This window comes from Colwellia sp. SU-HH00943 (genome assembly GCF_057546125.1).
Genome location: NZ_BAAJLW010000003.1, coordinates 211,150 through 232,781 on the forward strand (window position 1 = coordinate 211,150; position 21,632 = coordinate 232,781).

At 36.3% G+C, this 21,632-nt stretch carries 16 protein-coding genes; 10 read left to right on the forward strand and 6 right to left on the reverse strand.

Annotation, left to right across the window (positions count from 1 at the left end; translation table 11 throughout):
* Window positions 1-271 precede the first annotated feature (271 nt).
* Entirely contained in the window at window positions 272-967 is a 696-nt protein-coding gene (locus AC27GZ_RS09465; RefSeq protein WP_487094716.1) for a GntR family transcriptional regulator, read from the forward strand.
* Window positions 968-988: 21 nt separating this feature from the next.
* Here AC27GZ_RS09465 and AC27GZ_RS09470 read toward each other — a convergent pair whose 3' ends face one another.
* From AC27GZ_RS09470 to AC27GZ_RS09480, 3 genes are all read right to left on the reverse strand, one after another.
* Entirely contained in the window at window positions 989-1,954 is a 966-nt protein-coding gene (locus AC27GZ_RS09470; RefSeq protein ID WP_487094717.1) for a Gfo/Idh/MocA family protein, read from the reverse strand.
* Window positions 1,955-2,426: 472 nt separating this feature from the next.
* Window positions 2,427-3,518 carry a mandelate racemase/muconate lactonizing enzyme family protein gene (locus AC27GZ_RS09475; protein ID WP_487094718.1) on the reverse strand — a complete coding sequence of 364 codons (1,092 nt, stop codon included), beginning with the start codon at window positions 3,516-3,518 and terminating at the stop codon, window positions 2,427-2,429.
* Between the two features lie 67 nt (window positions 3,519-3,585).
* On the reverse strand, window positions 3,586-4,272 hold the full coding sequence (locus tag AC27GZ_RS09480; RefSeq protein ID WP_487094719.1) for a GntR family transcriptional regulator: 687 nt from the start codon (window positions 4,270-4,272) through the stop codon (window positions 3,586-3,588).
* 370 nt (window positions 4,273-4,642) lie between these two features.
* Between AC27GZ_RS09480 and AC27GZ_RS09485 the strand changes: the two genes are divergently transcribed.
* From AC27GZ_RS09485 to AC27GZ_RS09510, 6 genes are all read left to right on the forward strand, one after another.
* Window positions 4,643-7,402 (forward strand): TonB-dependent receptor, encoded by a 2,760-nt coding sequence (locus tag AC27GZ_RS09485; RefSeq protein WP_487094720.1) that lies wholly within the window; start codon window positions 4,643-4,645, stop codon window positions 7,400-7,402.
* Between the two features lie 132 nt (window positions 7,403-7,534).
* Entirely contained in the window at window positions 7,535-9,997 is a 2,463-nt protein-coding gene (locus tag AC27GZ_RS09490; protein ID WP_487094721.1) for a sodium:solute symporter family transporter, read from the forward strand.
* 44 nt (window positions 9,998-10,041) lie between these two features.
* A complete protein-coding gene (locus tag AC27GZ_RS09495; protein ID WP_487094722.1) occupies window positions 10,042-11,079 on the forward strand; it encodes an aldo/keto reductase in 1,038 nt (345 codons plus the stop codon).
* Window positions 11,080-11,090: 11 nt separating this feature from the next.
* Window positions 11,091-11,963, forward strand: a complete 873-nt coding sequence (locus AC27GZ_RS09500) for an amidohydrolase family protein (protein WP_487094723.1) — start codon at window positions 11,091-11,093, stop codon at window positions 11,961-11,963.
* Window positions 11,964-11,977: 14 nt separating this feature from the next.
* Complete coding sequence (locus AC27GZ_RS09505; RefSeq protein ID WP_487094724.1) at window positions 11,978-12,754, forward strand: SDR family NAD(P)-dependent oxidoreductase; 777 nt, start codon at window positions 11,978-11,980, stop codon at window positions 12,752-12,754.
* Window positions 12,755-12,781: 27 nt separating this feature from the next.
* On the forward strand, window positions 12,782-13,627 hold the full coding sequence (locus AC27GZ_RS09510; RefSeq protein ID WP_487094725.1) for a fumarylacetoacetate hydrolase family protein: 846 nt from the start codon (window positions 12,782-12,784) through the stop codon (window positions 13,625-13,627).
* A gap of 257 nt (window positions 13,628-13,884) precedes the next feature.
* On the opposite strand, the gene dsbB is transcribed toward AC27GZ_RS09510, so the two are convergent.
* Entirely contained in the window at window positions 13,885-14,403 is a 519-nt protein-coding gene (dsbB, locus tag AC27GZ_RS09515; protein WP_487094726.1) for a disulfide bond formation protein DsbB, read from the reverse strand.
* A 117-nt stretch (window positions 14,404-14,520) separates the two neighbouring features.
* Window positions 14,521-15,912, reverse strand: a complete 1,392-nt coding sequence (nhaD, locus tag AC27GZ_RS09520; RefSeq protein WP_487094727.1) for a sodium:proton antiporter NhaD — start codon at window positions 15,910-15,912, stop codon at window positions 14,521-14,523.
* 512 nt (window positions 15,913-16,424) lie between these two features.
* Here nhaD and AC27GZ_RS09525 point away from each other — a divergent pair.
* The 3 genes from AC27GZ_RS09525 to fadR all read left to right on the forward strand — a co-directional run bounded on the left by AC27GZ_RS09525 (window position 16,425) and on the right by fadR (window position 20,059).
* Complete coding sequence (locus AC27GZ_RS09525; RefSeq protein WP_487094728.1) at window positions 16,425-16,952, forward strand: DUF3750 domain-containing protein; 528 nt, start codon at window positions 16,425-16,427, stop codon at window positions 16,950-16,952.
* A 397-nt stretch (window positions 16,953-17,349) separates the two neighbouring features.
* Window positions 17,350-18,756: an arylsulfatase gene (locus tag AC27GZ_RS09530; protein ID WP_487094729.1), complete on the forward strand. Its 1,407-nt coding sequence runs from the start codon at window positions 17,350-17,352 to the stop codon at window positions 18,754-18,756.
* 589 nt (window positions 18,757-19,345) lie between these two features.
* Window positions 19,346-20,059 carry a fatty acid metabolism transcriptional regulator FadR gene (gene fadR, locus AC27GZ_RS09535; protein ID WP_487094730.1) on the forward strand — a complete coding sequence of 238 codons (714 nt, stop codon included), beginning with the start codon at window positions 19,346-19,348 and terminating at the stop codon, window positions 20,057-20,059.
* 34 nt (window positions 20,060-20,093) lie between these two features.
* Here the strand turns inward: fadR and AC27GZ_RS09540 are convergent, their stop codons facing one another.
* A complete protein-coding gene (locus AC27GZ_RS09540) occupies window positions 20,094-21,632 on the reverse strand; it encodes a SpoVR family protein (protein WP_487094731.1) in 1,539 nt (512 codons plus the stop codon).

Here is a 21,632-nt window from a genome sequence, read left to right on the forward strand (position 1 = left end):
ACTAGTGTTGGTAAATATTCTATGGTAAATATGCTTTTAGCTTTCATGAGGAAGAGAAAAATATAAGCAAGTGTTGAAACTCTTAATACTATAAATTGTATGCTCGTGGTCGGATGTTAAAATCGGCATTAGTTATCTTGATATTTGAACTTTACTATTTTTCACTTCATTTTAGTATGGTAATTTTACTATTCTCGCAACAAGTATATAATATGTTTCTTATACATTCTCAATATATCTTCAATGCTTTTTCACAGGGAATAACCTAAAAGTGTCTAAAAAACAAAAAGAACCAAATACAGCGCAGAAAGAAGGGCAACCAGTTGTTTCATTAAGTAAGGCTGCTTACGAGAAAATTTTACAATGGTTATTTGATCGAAAACTAACTCCTGGAGCTTTTATGTCTCAAGGAGAGCTTTCTAAACTGATGGATATTCCACTACAGCCATTGCGTGATGCTTTGCGAGTACTAGAAAGTGAAAATATGCTCATCATACACCCTAGATCAGGCATTCAATTTAGAAAACCTGATCTAGAGTTTATTCGTTCTACCTATCAGTTTAGAGCTATTATTGAAAATGCCGCGGTACGTAGTTTCACCCAATATGGTGATGAAACACTGATGAAGCGTTTGATAGATGAGCATAAAAAGCTGATAGAAAAAATTGATAATGACGGTATAACCGCAAAAGTTTTATCTGCTATTGAACTGTTAGAGCAGCAATTTCATGGCGCTATGATCGAGAGTTTAAACAATGAATTTGTTGAAATTACATCTCAAAAATTGAAATATTATATCCGCCTAATTCAGCTTGAACAGCTTTTTACTCCGGTTTTGGTAAAGCAATCGTTGTCTGAACATATTACTATATTAGAGGCTTGTTTACAGCGTAATGAAGAAGCTGCGGTTCAGGCATTATTAGTGCACTTTAAAGAAGCCTTACACCGACATTTAAAAATGTTTTAGAACTACAGTTTGCTCTGATGGCTAAAACAACTTTTTTATTATTTCCATTTGCTCTTGTAGTGTATGGCTAACACTGTGAGGCATCACCTCATGCTCTGTTTGCTCGCGAAAAATTGCATCTGCAACCGCTTCTGCTTCATGGCAATAACCTAACGCTGGCGATGTATCGGTATAGGTTTCTAACAGGGTATCCGTTTGGTATAGATGACATGCTTTGGCTCGCCAAAAATCAGGAATATAAATATAACCATTTTCGCCAATAATAAGCGCTGCATTTTGCAAACGGCATTGAAAAGAAGTGGCAAGAGATAAAGTAACCTCATTTGCTGTGGCTAAAATGACTAGATCATCGTCTACACCACTTTTTGCATGTTTTACTTTGATATTAATGTCCGTCAAATGTGCAGGATTAAAGTATTGAGCAATAGCTAAAGGGTAAATTCCCATGTCTAACAAGCAGCCGCCGGCTAGATCTGGGTTATACATTCTGCCAGTATCGTTATAAGGAACTAAGTAACCAAAATCAGCTTTTATATGTTTGATAGCTCCAATTTTGCCATCAGTTAGCCATTGTTTTGCTTTTTTAATTGCAGGTAGAAAATAAGTCCACATGGCTTCCATTAAAAATAGTTTTTTCTCTTTTGCAAGCGCTTGAAGCTCTTCAAATTGTTGTGACGATATTGTAATTGGTTTTTCACATAGCACTGATTTACCCGCTGTTAGTGCTGCTTTTGCTTGTTGATAATGAAAATTATGTGGTGTTGCTATGTAAACAATATCTATCTGAGGATCATCAAATAAACGCTGGTAACCTTCATAAACAGTGTTTATTTTATGTTTATTAGCAAAAGTAAGTGCGTCATGGTAGTTTCTTGCTGCAACAGCTGTTAGTTCACCGTTATTGACAAACCTCATATCTTGACAAAATTTTTCAGCAATTTGGCCTGTACTGACAATACCCCAACGCAGCTTCTTAGTTTGCTTCAATTTTTTATTCCTTAGTTAAGTGGCAGCAGATTATTTTAAAATCAATAAACTCTAATTAAGTTACATGAAGTTGAAAAATAGCAGCTCTATAGTTAGTTAAAATAACTTTAACTTATTGTTTAACCGACACCTAATTTAAATTTACAGCAACTGGTGTCATCTTTGTCAAACTGACATTTAATTATAATATTGTGATTGTATAAATAAGATTTTTATCTTTCATGATTTATTCAAATACAGGTTTAGTAATGTTTTTATGGGTCTATTGAAATTTTAACTCTATATTTTGATATTTTAGATTGGTGTTTTTGTCTTATTAAAAATAATGATTATTAGAAAAATTCTATAGAAATGATTTGTTGTTTTGTTTGTAAGGTTATAAGGATAAATAGAGTGCTCACCCCAAAACATAAGTTATAAAGCTTTTATAACTACGTTGAAACTATGGGGCGGATTGCAATTTTTATTTAAACTAAGCTGAAGTAGGCTTCAAATCTTTAATAGCATTCTCAGATAAAGTTAGGCTATGGCCTGGTTTATCAGGAAGTACTATATAGCCGTTTTCAATAGCAAATGGTTTATCAATGATACTGTCCCAATTCAGCATAGAGTGCTCGGTATAAATGGTCTCAGGAATAGCAGAAGCAATATGTGCGCCCAATTCCATCGGTGTATTACCTAAAGAAATAGAAATGCCTTTCTCTGCGCACAACCAACCAATTTTAAGGGCGGCACTAAAATCACCATGAATATTAATAATATCAGCAGCGTTTTGATCAACTAATGATTTTTTGCCCGATAAATTTAAATATTCACCGGCATTGATATAAGTGTCTTTTAAGGCGGCTTTAATTTCCTGTAAGCCATGAATATCATAGCGTAGAATAGGATCTTCAACCCAGTAAATAGGGATGCCAGCTTCTTCAAATGCACGAATTCTTCGAATACTTTCTTTAGGTGACCATGCTTCATTGGCGTCTACCATGATCAACTTATCTTTACCTACTACATCAGAAACAAGCTTCAATCGATTGATGTCTCTTTCTAGATCTGGATGTCCTACTTTAACTTTATAGCCACTGAAATTATGTTTGGTGGCCTCAGTATAAAAATCGAAAACTTCCTGATCTGTCATATGAAAGCAAACACCACTGCCATAGGCTTTTACTTTATTATGGCTACCACCTAAATATTGATATAAAGGTTGTCCAGCTCGTTTAGCTGTTAAGTCCCATAAAGCCTGATCTATTGCTTGATCTAAGTGATAAGGTAACTGCTGAATATTCCCACCTCTAGGGCGAGTTAGTCGATGAATTAATGATTCAGGTGTGCTACCTACCATGCCAGGCAAACAAAGTTGCTCTAATAGGTTTTTAACAAAACTAGCTTCTGGCAGTGACGTACTTAACGATTGGAAAAAACCAAGACCGGATGTTCCTTCACCATCAAAAATTTCTAATGCGCCTATCCATACTCGATCTGATGCAATTTGTGAATCACCTATTACTCTATCTCTTGGGTAGTCAAAGCAATGAATGCGTATGTGTTCTATCGTTGAAGTCATTTGGTTTTTATCTCATTTATAACGTTGATATTTAATATTAAAATTTGTTTATATTTAGAAAGGGGTATTAAAATCCCCATAAACCCATAGCTCTTTTTATTGATTTAGCCAAATGCCCATCTAAGGCTGAAACAGCTTTTTGTTGATCTCTACTGGCAATAGCGTCAATGAGAGTCATATGCTCATTTATAGAACTTAAAATCATTTCTTGAGAAGCTAAATCAACGCGGTCAAGGCGAGTTAAGCGAATTAACTCTTCATTGGCTAAATAAGATTTAGTAATTAGTTTATTATCTAAAGCGAGCACCAATTTGGTGTGTAATTCTGAATCTAATTTTGATAAATTTTTATAGGTTGATAAAAGGTCTTTGGCATTAAAAATCTCTTCTTTAAGGGTTTCGTGGGCATCACGAAAATATTGAATTTCATTGTCTGTCACTGACCGAATGTAGTTTTTTAAGCCCTCTCTTTCTAGAATAACCCTGAGTTGATAGGTGTTTCTGGTCAAGGTGAAATCAGTATCAATAATTTGTACGCCACTGCGCGATATGACTTTTAAAAAACCTTCTGCTTCTAATTTATTTGTTGCGACTCTTAAGGGGCTTATCGCAACTGCTAATTGTTTAGCAAGAGCAGCTTGAGTATAGGTTTTCCCTTTTGCAATTTGCCCAGACAAAATCCCTTCTTTGAAAATATTATAGGCCTCTTCACCTAAGGTAATTTTATTTCCTATGACATTACCTGCTGTATTCATGATGAATCCTTACGACAGAAAATTAAAAACACTCGCATTTCGGTTAGTTTTACTATGTTGAAATTTTACAGCGATGTTTTGAAATATGATTTAGTAGGGTAATAAAAATTAATAAGTATTTAATTTTGATTTATATATCACTTACATTAATCTTTGCTAACTATACCAATCTTGTTATTCGATGATGTATAGTTAACAAGATACAAAATGATATGTCAAATTAATATTTTAAAACTTACTTTAAAAATATTTAAAAATGATCTTGATATTTCAGATTGCTCATGTAATATATTTTCGGAAGTATTCTAATGGATATTGATTTTTATCGCTATCTGAAAATTAAAATTATAAGAGTGTTAGGGGAATAGGTATGAAATTTAATAAATCAATACTAGCAATTGCCGTTACAACAGGCTTGTTATCAGGTCAAATAATTGCAGAAGAAGTAACAGAGCAGAAAGCTAAAGAAGATATTGAAGTTATCGAAGTAAGGGGCGGTATTCGCGGTAGCATCATCAATTCACAAAACCTTAAGCGAAGTGCACAGGGTGTAGTGGATGTTATTACCAGTGAAGATTTAGGTAAGTTTACTGATGACAATATCGGTGACGCAATAGCTCGTATTCCTGGTGTACAACTTCAAAAAAATAATAATGGGATCGGCGGTGATCGTGCGTCAATTCGAGGTTTAGGTCCTTTATTTGTAAGCGTTACCGCTAATGGACGTTCGCCACTATCACATGGTGATGAAGGTATACAAAATCTTAGGCAGTTCAATCTTGATGTTATTCCATCTGAAATTATCAGTGGTGTAGTGGTAAGAAAAACGCCATCAGCAGAAACCATTGAAGGTGGTATTGGTGGTTCGATAGAGTTGGTAACGTTAAAGCCTTTAAGCTCTGGCCATTTATATAAAGATGATAAAAATTATTTTGCTGCAGGTTCAATTTCAGCCATCAATGATAGCTTGACTGAAAAAACTCAACCTAAGTTTTCTGGTGTTTTTGGTCTTCGTAATTCAGACAATACTTTAGCCGGTTATGTCTCTGCAATTGTGTCAGATCTTGATTATTCAGTGGACGAAGCATTCACTCGAGCAAACTACCGTGATATTTCAATCGACACTAATGGTGATGGTGTTGCAGATCGGGTTGAGGAAGATGTGTTATCTCATACACGTATTAGTTACAACGCAATTCGTGGTAATAAAGAACGTTCTTCAATTGCTTATGGTGTAGAGTGGCAACCGGTTGATGATTGGAAATTAGGCTTCGATGGTTACAAGTCTACCTATGATGTATTTTCTCAACGTCCAACAGCGGATTTATTTTTCGACTATTCAGGTGTTTATGATGAAGATGCCATTACAATCGAAAATGATTATGTTCAAAAAGTTAATCCTTCAGCAGGTTATACCGGTGGTAGCACTTTTAACGTAGATACCTTTGATTTGCTATTCGATAATTTATCTGAAAATACCGTAACGGGTTTTAATGTTGTTTATGGTGAAGGTAATGACTTTAGCGTTACTGGTGATGTTTCGTATTCTAAAGTTGAGTTTTTTCAAGACTTACGTTTAGGTATTATGACCGCAGGTTTTGCTTCAGATGATTTTAGTTTTGATGGTACAAACTCAGTGCCATCATTTAGTTACCCAAGTGCAGTACATGATCCTGAGTCTTACACAAGTGTTGGTTTTTTTGGTCGTGAGCGTGTAGGTAATAATGAACAATTAGCATTTAAATTAGATGCAAAGTGGCATGTAAATGAATCGTTGACGTTGAAAGCAGGAGTTCGCCAAGCTAGCACTGAAGTTGATGTACGCGAAGCCAGTAGATTTACCTTGATTTGGGATGATGATGCTTTAGAAGATGCTTCTTTTGATGGCTCACTAACCAAACCTTTATTTCCAGGAACAGGAATCGATTTTGATCAGCTTTTAGTCGTTGATTATGATGCCCAAGCAGCTGCCTACCCAGATGTATTTAACGAACGAGCGGCAAGTTCAACTTTTAATGATCCTCTGTTAAATGTTGACAGTACTACTGGCTTACCACTTGATCGCGCCAATTCATTTGTTGTTGAAGAAGATACATTAGCATTTTATTTACAAGCAGATTTAGAAGGTGAAATTGGTCAACGCTACTATACGGCTAACTTTGGTGTACGTGGTGTTCAAACTGATCGTAATATACTTGGTTTCCAATCTACACGTATTGTTAACTCAGCCAATGGTATTGTTGAAGAACTTGGTTATGTTGACTCACAAGCTAAAAGTGATGACTTCCAGTTATTACCAAGTGTTAACTTTATGCTTGAAATTAATGATTCTCTACAATGGCGGGTAGGTGTTTCTAAAACCATGTCTCAGCCTGAATACGATAACCTGAAAGTTAATGGTTCTGTAAATTTACAAGACACCACGGATGTAAACTACGATCCAACTATTAACTCTACGGCTTCTATTGGCAATCCAGAGCTTAAACCTTATACCGCTTGGTCATTTGACACAACTTTTGAATATTATACGGAAAATGAAGGCGCTATTTACGCCAGTTTATTTTATAAAGCAGTAGAAGATTTTGTATTAAGTGAAGCCCGGACTGATGTAACGTTACCAGGTCATGGTGATACTTTATTTGATACGATCCAGCCTATCAATGTTTCTAGTGGCACTATACAAGGCTTCGAACTAGGTACTAACATGCCAATTACTGAAAGCTTTGGTATACAAGCTAACTATACTTATGTTGACTCGAGCTTTGATAACCCAGGTGACAATACCTTACTTCAATTTGGCTTCCCTGGAGCATCAGAAAATAACTTCAATGCTATTGTTTATTATGAGACTGATAAGATTGGCGCTCGAGTTGCTTACGTATATCGTGATAACTTCTTCCAAGCTTTAGGTGGTGGAGTTGATCGCGCAAGCCAGCCAGCATTCACCGAAGGCGTTGGTCAGCTGGATCTTAACTTTTCATATAGTGTGACAGAAAGTATTGATTTAACATTGAATGTTATCAATGCAACAGAGGAAGATTCAAGAAATTATATTATCAACGAATCTAACTTCCGTGATTATGTCACTAGAAGTCGCAGCATTATATTTGGTATTCGTGCTAGTTTGTAAGCGCTGTTTTTAACAATTGATATGGGCGCTAATTTATAGCGCCCATTAGTATTAATTTGATTTTGTTTTTATTTGAGGTATTAACTGTCTCGAAAATTCAATCAACTTAATATTATATGTAGTAGGAACAAGATGAAAACTGTCGAATTACTCCACACAATAGATTATTACGTAATAGGGATTTATGTAGTGCTATTAATGGCTATTGGTTTAATTGTTTCAATGAGACAGGATAAAAATGTCAGTCTGTTTGTTGGGGATAAAAGTGCTGGTTACAAGAGTATAGGTATGTCTATATGGGGTACGAATATAGGGCCTTCTTTTCTTATTGCCAGCTTTGGTGCCGCTTATAGTTCAGGTATGTTAATTGCCAATTTTGAGTGGTTCGCGTGTATATTCTTATTATTACTTGCCATGGTGTTTACGCCATATTATTTAAGTTTAAATATCACGACCATCCCGCAATTTATTCAACGACGATTTGGTAATGGTATGCATCGTTTGCTAACGGCATATTCGTTAATGACGATTGTGATTATTTGGCTCGGTGGTGGTCTTTACGTTGGTGGGTTGTTGTTTTCTCAATTTACGGGTTGGGACTTATGGATCTCTGTATTACTACTACTTATTGTCGCAACGAGTTTTACAATTGTTGGTGGTATTGCTGCCGTTATTGTAACTGATGCATTTCAAACTATTTTAATGATTGTGGGTATGTCTGCGCTAACCCTTATTGGTCTTTATGAAATAGGCGGGCTTGATGGCTTAATAGCAAATACACCTGCGCAATATTGGCGTTTAATTGATACTGATTCTGAAAGTGTACCTTGGCTTGCATTCATTCTAGGTTATCCAATCATGGGGGTATGGTTTTGGTGTACCGATCAAACTATTGTGCAGCGTGTTTTTGCCGCTAAAGATTTACCAACAGCGCAAAAAGGTGTGTTATTAGCGGGCTTTCTTAAAATACTACCACCGTTTATTTTTATTTTGCCAGGGATTATTTTCTTTGCCTTGCAGCCTGGATTAGAAAACACTGATGGCGCATTCCTTGCGATGGTCAGTGAATATATGCCTGTTGGTTTTAGAGGTTTAATGATAGCGGTGCTGATGGCTGCTTTAATTAGTACGTTAGATTCAGGATTAAACTCATTCAGTACTATTTTCACGCTAGATTTTTACCAACCTGTTTTTAAAAAAGGTAACAAGTTGTCAGTAAAAGAAACCCGTTTGGTTGGGCGCATTGTCACATTAGGGGCAAGTGTATTGGCATTTTTTTGGGCGATAGCTATGGAAAATGTTGCAGCTAACTTGTTTGAATTATTACAAAGTTTAATTGCCTTTTTAGCGCCGCCATTAACGACCTTATTTTTAGTGGGGTTGTTTTGGCGAAGAGTAACAGCTACCGCTGCCATAAGCAGTTTTATCATTAGTTGTATTACTTGTATTGGGGTTGGAATATTGAGTACTAATGGACAAACATTTGGTTTTTTTGAAGCATGGCCACACTTTTTAATGTTGTCATTTATATTATTTGTTTTTTCATGTGCATTAACCGTAGTACTGTCTTTGATGACTGAACACTCGCAACAAGAAGAAATGCTACCGTCATATAAAGATTTGAATGACAATAACACAGCTGAAAGTCGCTCTATTTGGAGTGGTTGGGCAATACTTGCCGTAGTGATGTTAGGTTTGTATGCATCATTTGAATATTTAGCGACTAACTCTCCAACCGCTGAAAAAAAGAATGTAGTAAACGAACAATTATTACAGACACCTGAAGTGAATGTTTACCGAGGTTCATCACCTGTTTTTGATGGGAAAATCGAACTAGATGAATATATTGATGCAGCAAAAATTTCAGGCATAGAAGAGTGGGTGGCACAGTTTTCTCCGGTTAAAGAACCTCGAGATTTATCAGGCACTGTATGGATAAAACATGACGGTACTTACCTCTATTTTGCTTTTGATATAACTGATGATGTTATTTACGGACTAGATATAGAGCCTTGGTTACCAGAAGAAAACCCAAAAGCACACGAATTAACAAGAGAAGGTTTCCCATGGTTTGGTGATGGCGTTGAAGTGCTGATAAATGCAAGTAACACTTGGTCTGAAGAAGATGGAGAGCTAAATAAAGGTAATAGCCAAAGTTGGCAAATGGTAGCTAGCACCTATAAATCTCGTTTAGGTGGAATCGGTGTTGCTGGTTTGCTAGAAGGAGAAGAGCGCTCCATGCTTTCTGCATGGAACAATTATCAACAATGGATCCTTAACAAAGATATGGAAGTAAAAGTACATATTAAAAAAGGTGATGAAGGCTCAGGTTATACAATGGAATGGCGGATTAAACCTGAAGCTTGTTTAGAGATTAAACCTGGTGTGTTTTGGTCAGCTGATATACCAGTAACCCAAATGGGTTTAAACCTAGCGGTTGGCGATCTCGACCTGCCTGCAGCGGGAGAAAATAATTGGGGTAATTTCCATCATGAAAACTGGTGGTCTGGTGAAAAAGATAAACGTACTTGGTTAAAACAGTGGGGAACTATGATTCTTCATGGAGATTATCAATCAAGTTACCCTAATCAATAGCGCATACGACCACGTTTTACCTAATCATTTAAAAGAAAATCACTATGACTACACTGTTTAAAGCACGTCAAATAGGTAATACCTCATTAAACGTTTCACCGTTAGGATTTGGTGCTGCATCTATGGGTAACCTTTATCATGAAGTGTCAGATAATGACGCGTCAGCAACGTTAGCGGCTGCTATTGATTCAAACATGAACTTATATGATACCGCGCCTCGTTATGGATTAGGCTTGAGTGAACGTCGTGTTGGTAATGCCTTAAGAACTTTACCAAAAAGTGAATACGTTATATCAACTAAAGTTGGCCGTATATTAACTCCTGATAGTAATACTGATGTAAATCAATTACGTTATGGCTTTGCTTCTCCTATGCCGTTTGACGCCCATTATGATTATACTTATGACGGTATTATGCGTTCATATGAAGATAGTTTACAGCGTTTAGGCTTAGCTCAAATTGATATTTTACTGGTGCATGATATTGGTGTTGATACTCATGGAGAAAAAGACGAGTTTTATTTCGAGCAATTTAAATCTAGTGGTTATAAAGCACTTGATGAACTAAGAGCCGCTAAGCAAATAAAGGCTGTAGGTCTTGGCGTGAATGAATCAGAGGTTTGTGAACGAGTAATGGACATAGGTCAGTTTGATTGCTTTTTACTTGCGGGTCGTTATTCATTGTTAGAGCAAGCGCCATTAAATACCTTTTTACCGCGGTGTGAAGCACACGGTGCATCAATAATTTTAGGCGGCCCATATAATTCAGGCATCTTAGCTACTGGCGTTAAAGGAAAGCGTACTCCTTATTACAACTATGAGCCTGCACCACAACATATCATTGATAAAGTGGCCAAGATTGAAGCTGTTTGTGCTGACTATAACGTCACACTGCCTGCAGCTGCATTACAGTTCCCATTAGGACACAGTGCCGTTGCTTCAGTCATTCCTGGGCTAGGAAGTGAAAAACGTGTCATTGAAACAATCGCACTATTTTCTGAAAAAATTCCAACTGATTTTTGGCAAAAGTTAAAAGAAAAAAACTTAATTGATGCCGAAGCGCCTGTACCAGAGTCTAATTAAGGTAACAGCCGATGAATACACCAGATAAATTTACAAACCAGATGGAAAAAGTAGACTCTCATCAGCATTTTTGGCAATTAGCACGTGGCGATTATCAATGGTTAACCCCTGAATTAGCGCTACTGTATCGAGATTACTTGCCAGAATGTTTATCACCAGAGCTTAATAACACTAAAGTGAGTGAAACCATAGTTGTGCAAGCTTCAAACACCGAAGCAGAAACACAATTTTTATTAGAGTTGGCTCAGAAAACAGACTTTGTTTCTGGTGTAGTAGGCTGGGTTGATATGGAAAGCCCAACTGCGTTGTTAAGTTTAGAAATGTTTTCAAAAAATCCCTACTTCAAAGGCATACGTCCAATGCTACAAGGTATTGATGATGTAAATTGGATTTTACAAGAAAAGTTCAAGCCCATTTTTGAGTTTTTAATAGCTAACGATTTAAGTTTTGATGCACTAGTGCGGGATTTTCATTTAACCAATATACACACATTAGCAAAAAGCCATCCGTCGTTAAAAATAGTTATTAACCACTGTGCTAAACCTAAAATTGACAAACCACCTTCGGTTTATTGGAAGCTGCAAATTGACGCATTTAAAACACTTGAAAATGTATCGGTAAAGCTATCAGGTTTAATGACTGAAGCAGCTAAAGGTGAGGTGACTATAGAGCACTTGAATCCTTACTTTATACAGTTAATGTCTACTTTCGGGGCAAATAGGATGATGTGGGGTAGTGATTGGCCTGTACTTAAGCTTAATGGTGATTATGAATTGTGGGTTAATTTAACTAAGGCTCTGCTTACGCCTTGTTCAATAGTTGAGCAGCAAAATATTTGGGCAAACAATGCCCGCCGTTTCTATAACTTGACCGTTTCATTATAAAGCTAGGATATAAAATGACTATTAAAGAGAGTGCCAAAGTAGGGCTTGTTACCGGTGGGGGCAGTGGTATTGGTAGGAGCATTTGCTTACGTTTGGCCAAAAAAGGTACCAAGGTATTGGTGTTAGATTTAAATCTAAATGCAGCTCAAGAAACAGTAGATCTTATTATCAAAGAAAATGGAGACGCAGAAGCATTTGCTGCTGATGTATCCGATAACGCACAAGTTTTGGCCTTATTCAAAAGTATTAATGAGAAGCAACCTATTGATATTTTGGTAAATAATGCAGGTATTGCTCATATTGGTAATATTGAAAATACTCAAGAAGAGGATGTAGATCGTTTATACAATATTAATGTTAAAGGCGTATATAACTGTATGCGTGGTGTTATTGATGCGATGAAAGCACAAAAGAGTGGAGTGATTATTAATATGGCCTCTATCGCCGCTTCTGTTGGGATTTCAGACCGGTTTGCATATTCAATGACCAAAGGTGCAGTTTTAACTATGACCTATTCAGTTGCTCGAGATTATTTAGAACATGGTATTCGTTGTAATTGTATTTCCCCTGGCCGAGTACACACACCTTTTGTTGATAATTTCTTAGACAATAATTACCCCGACAACAAAGCTGAAATGTTTGAAAAATTGTCGAAAAGTCAACCTATTGGAAGAATGGGAACTCCTGAAGAAATTGCAGCATTGGTTGACTACCTTAGCTCTGATGAAGCCGCTTTTATCACAGGCAGTAACTTCCCGATAGACGGTGGTTTTGTCACCTTAAACAATTAACTTATTAAATAAAAGAGATCATACATTATGAAATTACTTCGCTATGGGCCTTTAGGGCAAGAAAAGCCAGGGATTCTCGATGACGAAAATAATATCCGAAGCCTAGATAGTATTATTGAGGATATCAACGGGTCAATATTATCAAAAGAGAGTTTGCAGCGCATAAGAGATTTAGATTTATCGAGCTTACCTATTGTGGACGCAAATACTCGTTTAGGCGCTTGTGTTGACAATGTAGGGAAGTTCCTTTGTATTGGATTAAACTATGCCGATCATGCAGCTGAATCAGGAATGAAGATTCCAAATGAACCTGAAGTATTTACAAAAGCTACTAGCGCTATTTCAGGTCCTAACGATAATATTATACAGCCTAGAAACAGTGACAAACTTGATTGGGAAGTAGAGTTGGCGATTGTTATTGGTAAACATGCATCCTATGTTAGCGAAGAAGATGCTCATGAATATATTGCTGGTTACTGTGTTTGTAACGATGTATCAGAGCGTACTTTTCAATTAGAAAAAGGCAGTCAGTGGGATAAAGGGAAGGGGTGTGATACTTTTGGTCCTATAGGTCCTTGGTTAGTGACAAGTGATGAAATTGAAGATTCAAATAACTTAGCTATGTGGTTAGCCGTTAATGGAAAAACTTTTCAAAACGGCAACACAAAAACCATGGTGTTCAAACCTGAATTTATTGTCAGCTATTTAAGTCAATTTATGAGTTTACAGCCTGGAGATATTATTTCAACAGGTACACCACCGGGGGTGGGACTAGGGCAAACCCCACCATTATACTTAAAGCCTGGTGATAAAATCACCTTGGGTATTGAAGGCCTGGGTACTCAAGAACAAGTTGTTGTGCCCCAAGGTTAAATTGAGAATTTAATCTTTTAAATATCTTGGTGTTACCTGTATTTTTAAACGGTGAATATATTGAATAGTTACGGATATTGATGGTGAATATTGATATAGGACTTTATTGGTAGGCATAATGCGCTACCCTTGCCAAATGTCAAATTATTAAACGAGATAAAAATAATGTCTTCATTAATGTTTATCTTAATTAATGTGGTGTTCAGTAGCGAGGAAAGTGCTTATTCAAACACTTTCCTTAAGCTTGAACATGCTCGTTATAATGATTTTGCGTGGAAAAGCCTGTTTAATATTACCAACACAAATACGGCTGAATAAACACCATAAACGACGGCCATCCACTGGGGCATACTATAGCCTAAAAACTGCCAACTAATTTCACCGCAATCACCCGTTGCTTCAAAAATTGATGGTATCCATTCATGTAAAGGTGCCCAGCTCGGAAAATTAGGAATAAATTCACAACTGAAAAACAAAGAGCCACTGTTTGATTGCATTTCAATATGTTCAAGGGCAATGATCAACCCCCAAATTGCACCGACTCCCCATAGGGCATAAGCGATAAATCGGGTAATTAAAAGCTTATGTGCAAAAAAACCTATAAGGCCAGCAAGTAATATGGCGGCGATGGCAAGGCGTTGATAAACGCACATGATACATGGCTTGAGATCCATTACGTATTGAAAAAATAATGCGCATAACTCTAGCCCTAATGCTGTTAGTGCTAATAATAACCAAGGCTTTGAGTTGGTGGTTAAGTCACTTAATAATTTCATTTTTTCCTACATATTGATGTTAATAAAATAAAAAAGCTTCTAAATACCTTTAGAAGCTTTCAATATACTATATCAGTTCAGCAAGTTTAAAAAGCTGCTGTGATGAACAATAACTTTTTAGTTAATTAATAAATGAGCGTAAATACTGGCAGCGTAGCCTAACGCTATAACAGGAGTCCATTTTAAGTGACTAAAAAAGGTGTAATAACCACGTGCTTGTCCCATTAATGCAACACCAGCTGCAGAGCCAATAGAAAGCATACTGCCGCCTACACCTGCTGTTAAGGTAACTAATAGCCATTGTGAATGAGACATATCAGGTTGCATTGTTAATACGGCAAACATAACCGGAATGTTATCAACAATAGCAGAAAGTATACCTACTAGTATATTGGCTGTTGTTGGTCCAAGTTGGCCATACATAAGCTCAGATGTCGCGGCTAAGTAGCCGATAAAGCCTAAACCACCAACCGCTAAAATTACACCATAGAAGAAGAATAAAGTATCCCACTCTGCCTTAGCAATTTTATCAAAGATATCAAAATCGTCTGATCTTGTTCGTCCTGCTGGTACATCTGAAGTATTAAGTTTACCTTGGCCTGATTTTTTAATGTAATAACCAAAGAATTTCAAATAGGCTAAACCTAACATCATGCCAAATACTGGTGGTAAATGTAGGAAGTTGTGGAAAGAAACCGCTGTTACGATAGTCAAAATAAATAGACCAACGATAGTTAAACCACCAACTTTAATAGGAGTAATATCACTTGAAGCTGAACTTGGGCTACCTTTAGGCAAAAAGAAATGCATGATAAAAGCAGGAATAATAAAGTTAATAACAGAAGGGACAAATAATGCAAAAAACTCAGTGAATTCGATGATACCTTTTTGCCATACCATTAAGGTAGTAATATCACCAAACGGACTAAATGCACCACCAGCATTTGCACTAACAACAATATTAACGCAGCTCATAGCAATAAATTTTGGTTCATCTTTACCTACAGTTAATATAACCGCACACATTATTAAGGCTGTAGTAAGGTTATCGGCAATAGGTGATATAAAGAAAGCTAATATACCCGTTATCCAAAATAGCGCTTTATAGCTGTATCCTTTTTTGATTAAAACATCACGAAGCGCATCAAATACATTTCTCTCTAACATGGCATTGATATATGTCATGGCAACAAGTAAGAAAAAGAATAACTCAGCATATTCTAAGAAGTTATGTCTAATAGCAACTTCAGCGGCATGAGGCATGCCGTTTGAACCATAATAGGCTGCAATTAAAATCCAAATAAGCCCGGCTGCAAGCAGTACGGGTTTTGATTTCCTTAAACTTAAATGCTCTTCCATAATAACTAAGGTGTATGCAACAACAAAGATGGCAATGGCGGTATAACCCACCCAGTGTTCAGTTAAATTAATTGTTTGCTGAGCAGCACCCGATGCAACTGCAATGCTAGGAAATAGCAGTGCAAGTATACAAAATAAGAAAAGTTTCATTGTGGTTCTCATGTTTTTTTAGGTAGGTATTTTTATGCGCGCAATTCTAACAAAACTTAGCCAAAATGAAATGAATATATGCGCTGAATCTCAATTATATTCACTATTTTGATATGAAATAATGTTTTGTTATTTTTTTGAATTCAATTTGAAAAATAATGCATTTAAAAGTTATTTTTTTTGCCTGATTTTTATTGATAAATCGTTTCTTGAAAGCAAATTTTTTCCGTTATCAAAGAAGGTTGTTTTGTTGGTTTACTTCTTAAATTAAAATATTTATGTCGTTACGGCTGGTGCGATTATAAAATCATTTTACCTTGCCATGCTGTTAAATCATCTCAATGTTATACTAATTTTTTGATTTTTATTTTAGACTTATTTTAATTCAGCTAAGTATTTCAATGAGCGTTTAATAGGCAATCGAGACCATATTTCCTTTAGTTAGTCTCAGTCACTAAATTATCTAGGTAATCGGTCGAAATTAAACAGTAGATATAAAAATGATAGTGTGTATGAAAAATTGGATTATTATTTGCGCTGTATTACTTATGAGTGCATGTAGTCATAGTGATTGGCGTACGGCCAGTAGAGAGCCCGCAGGCATATCTACTGCACCAAGTGAAGATAGCCGAGCCATCATTGAATTCTATGCTGCAGACGCTTTTAGCTGGCGTGGTTGGTTTGCTGTTCACCCTTGGATAGCAATTAAGGAGGATAAAGCGACTAAATATACCGTTTATGAAGTCACAGGTTGGCAAGTAGAGCGAGGATTACCCGCAATCAGGCAATATCAAACATTGACACCTGATAGGTATTGGTATGGTTCAAAACCTGAACTATTACTTTCTATTAAAGGTGATAAAGCCTCGGAGCTTATTCCTAAAGTTCAGGCAGCAATAGCCCTTTATCCTTGGACAAATGAATACAGTGTTTTTCCAGGCCCTAATAGTAATACTTTTGTGGCTTGGGTAGGTAACCAAGTACCAGAGCTTGGATTAGAGTTACCGTTCAATGCTATTGGAAGTGGTTATGCTGATTGATATTTCTGATGCTATAAACTTTCGAATACTTTATTAGTAAGTTTGATTGTTGGCTAAAGTTTCTATCATGGAATAGGGCACTTTGCGCTAAAGAGTTTATAGTCTATTGAACTTTTTTCTTTATTCTATCTCTATCTCGTTAAGAGGCACAAAGTTAGATAGGTCTGCTGTGAGCGAACTACTGTCGTTCGTGGTTTTAATAACAATAAAAGAATTAGCATTTAATTATTAAAATAAATAAACATTTGTGTTTTTATATACGTTAGCATGTACTAATTATCTTCTTGCTAATTAAAATTTTGAATCTTTTCAATTTTTTAAATTCATGAGGTTAATTATACGTTACTATTATTTTATGGATCGAAGCGATACAGACTAATAAATAATGGAGAAAACAATGAAGCATAATCTAAGTATTTTACTTATCTTCCTCATACTTTTTTCAAATTATTCCTATTCTAAACAACATTCAAAACCAAATGTGGTTGTTATGATGGTTGACAACTTAGGCTGGGGGGAACTCGGTGTATATGGTGGAGGAGAGCTGAGGGGGGCCGCTACCTCAAGGCTGGATCAGCTAGCTCAAGAGGGCTTTAGATTACAGAACTTTAATGTTGAGCCTCAGTGTACACCAACTAGATCCGCTTTTATGACAGGTAGAAGACCAATTCGTTCAGGTACTACTAGAGTTGTTTGGGGAATGCTATATGGTTTAACAAACTGGGAAATCACAATGGCAGAACTTTTCTCAGACGCAGGCTATGCGACAGGGATGTTTGGTAAATGGCACATCGGTGATACTCCTGGCAGATTTCCTTCTGACCAAGGTTTTGATGAGTGGTATGGTGTAGCTAACACCACAGATGAGTCTGAATACTCTTCTCAGTTTCAATTTGATGAAAAAGAGGGGGTATCCCCTATGATTGTCAAAGCAGAAAAAGGCAAGCTACCTGTAGATGTAAAACCTTATAATCTCGAAAGTAGAAGAAGCATTGATTCTGAACTCAACAAACATGCGATTGATTTTATAAAGCGAAATGCAAAGTCGAATAAACCATTCTTCACTTTTATTCCATATACTCAGCCACATTTACCAACACTACCTCATAAAGATTTTGATGGTAAAACAGGTAATGGTCACTATGCCGATGTGTTATCTGAAATCGACTTTAGAGCAGGTGAAGTTTTAGACACATTAGATGAGCTTAAAATAGCTGATAATACTATCGTCATTTGGTTTAGCGATAATGGTCCTGAGTATTTTTATCCATGGCACGGCACTGCTGGTCCTTGGAAAGGAAACTACTTTACTGCTTGGGAGGGGTCACTTCGTGCACCTTTCTTAATTCGTTGGCCTGGAAAAATACCTGCTGGTAAAGTGAGTAATGAAATTGTTCATGTTGTCGATCTTCTTCCAACATTAGGAAGTGTAGCTGGTTATGAAGTACCAAAGGATAGAATTGTTGACGGAGTAAACCAACTTGATTTCTTCACAGGTAAGCAGAAAAACTCAAATCGTGAAGGGTTTATTGTTTACAACAATGATGATGTTTATGGTTATAAATGGAAAAACTGGAAGATGCATTTAGTTGAGCTTGAAAACATGAATAGCGTGCCAAAACAGCTTAATGTACCAAAAGTTTATAATCTGATAACTGATCCAAAAGAAGAATATAATATGGCTTCTGAAGCGACATGGGTGCTGCCAGTCATGTTTAAAAAGATTGTAGAGTTTCAAGGCTCACTTGAAAAAGAACCACCAATCTTCTTAGGTACTCCAGATCCTTATACACCGAAAGAATAGAGGTTTTTAGCCGCTTAGGAATAACTCTTTATTCCTAAGCGGCTTTAATTTCTTCACATATTTAAAGAATACAATGTCCGATTTTGTCACAAAACGGTCGTTAGTATTTGTTGTATTTTAAAACAACAATGAAACTCGCTTTGGGGCACAAAGTGAGTTAGAAAGTTGCCCAAATAATTGCTTTATAAACCATAAAGATCTGCAATTGGCAGATATGATAAGTATGGAAATGAGCGATGGCAAAAGTGGATTTAGTTAGTGAAACCTGGGAAGCCCATCTTATTTGTTAATAATAAAACATAATCTTTTTTCGAATCACGTATTCCAAAAATCAGGGAAGTCCAATTCATTCAATCTAAAAGGAGTAGGAAATATCTTACATTCTTATAGGAGCATTACACTTTGTAGCGTACAACTACGTCTTGATAATGTATTAAGTTATTTTCTCAAATAAAAAATTCTCAGGTTGCCGCAAAATCTCAAGTTAAATGGCAGTGATCAAATTTAATGCAATTTTATTACGCTTGTACCAAAAAAATCTTCTGGTACAATCAGTTTTACTAGTTTATTTTTTGGTTATTAAGCCCATATGGTTATAAAAGCGCAAAGCCCAGCAGGATTCGCCGAGCAATATATTGTTGAGTCTATTTGGAATGGTGGTTTCCCACCAGGTTCTATCTTACCTGCAGAGCGAGAGTTATCAGAATTGATAGGCGTAACTCGCACAACATTGAGAGAAGTATTACAACGTTTAGCGCGTGATGGCTGGCTTACGATTAAACACGGCAAACCTACCAAAGTGAATAACTTTTGGGAGACATCGAGTTTAAATATTCTAGAAACATTGGCTCAACTTGATCAAGAAGGTATTCCTGATCTAGTCGATAACTTACTTTCTGCTCGTACTAATATCAGTGCTATTTATATTCGTGGTGCAATTAAAAATAACCCACAAAAAACTATCGAAATATTGAGTGCTTATAAAGATGTGTCAGATAATGGCGAAGCTTTTGCTGAATTTGACTATAAAATAAATAAAGAGTTAGTTGTTGCTTCGGGCAATTCAATTTACTTATTAATTTTAAATGGCTTTAGAGGATTGTATTCACGCATTGGTAGTTTATATTTCGCTCATCCAAAAGGGCGCGAGATATCAAGGAATTACTATCAAAAACTGATTGATTTAGCGAAAGAGAATCGTTTTGACGAATCGATTTTTGCAGTACGTAATTACGGGGTTGAGTCAGGTAATTTATGGGCTGATTTAAAAGATGATGTTTTTAAAGAGCTTTCAAACGATTGATTAAAGCGAATTTCCGTATCTATCAAGGCGACTTTTAGTCGCCTTTTTTGTCATTAGGCTCAGGACACTGAGCAATTATTTTATCTTCACCATTGGCTTTTTCTTGAACAATTTTGACCTCAAATTGCCATAAATAATGTAAATGTTTAAGCACTTCAGTTTTTGATTCACTGAGTTCAATGCCATTGTGTGGAATATAACGTAGCGTTAAAGCGCGATCACCATTGATATCAGCATCAATAATTTGAATATTTACTTCAAGGTTACTTAAATTATATTGATTAGCTAGCTTGTGTCTTATTTTCCTATAACCTTGCTCATTATGTATTGCCCCAATTTCCACATAATTTTCTTGGGTGTCATCGTGGATATGAAAAAGTTTAAAGTCTCTGATAAGTTTTGGGGATAAATACTGACTAATAAAGCTTTCATCTTTAAAGTTTTCCATCGCGAAATGTATAGTGTCTAGCCAATTACTACCGGCGATGTCAGGGAAGTATTGTTTATCTTCTTCTGTTGGCTGCTCGCAAATGCGTCTAATATCCATAAACATATTAAAGCCAAGAGCATAGGGATTGATGCCAGAGTAATACTGACTATTGTACTCAGGTTGAGCAATGACATTAGTATGGCTATGTAAAAACTCCAACATAAACTTATCAGTTACCACTCCTTCATCATATAAGTGATTTAATATAGTGTAATGCCAAAAACAGGCCCAACCTTCATTCATTACTTGCGTTTGTTTTTGCGGGTAAAAATATTGAGAAATCTTTCTAACAATGCGAACTATTTCACGTTGCCATGGTTGAAGCAGTGGGGCATTTTTCTCTATGAAGTAAAGAATGTTTTCTTGTGGCTCAGAAGGAAAATGATGTTGGGTTGTGTGTTCCTTCTTTTTCATGTCGGGTAATGTTCGCCATAAGGCGTTCACTTGAGACTGTAGATATTCTGCTCGCTCTTCTTGACGTTTTAATTCTTCATCAAGCGATATCTTTTGTGGCCTTTTGTATCGGTCAACACCATGGTTCATTAAAGCATGGCATGCATCTAACGTGGCTTCAACTTCATCAATGCCATATTTTTGTTCACATTCGGCAATATAGTTTTTTGAAAACAGTAAGTAGTCAATTATAGAGCTGGCGTCAGTCCATGATTTAAAAAGGTAATTGCCCTTAAAGAAAGAGTTATGACCATAACATGCATGTGCCATAACGAGCGCTTGCATTGGCATGGTGTTTTCTTCCATTAAATAGGAGATACAGGGATCGGAGTTTATGACAATTTCATAGGCTAAACCCATTTGCCCACGTTTATAGGTTTGCTCTGTTTGAATAAATTTTTTCCCGAAAGTCCAGTGACTATAACCAATAGGCATACCAATACTGGCATAAGCATCCATCATTTGCTCCGCTGTAATCACTTCAATTTGATTAGTATAAGTATCTAATCGGTAATGTTTAGCAACTCTCGCTATTTCCTCTTGATACTGCTCTAAAAGCTCGAATGTCCAATCAGGGCAATCATCGAGAGCTTTACGTTGTTTTTGGTTATTATGCTTATTTGTCACCAT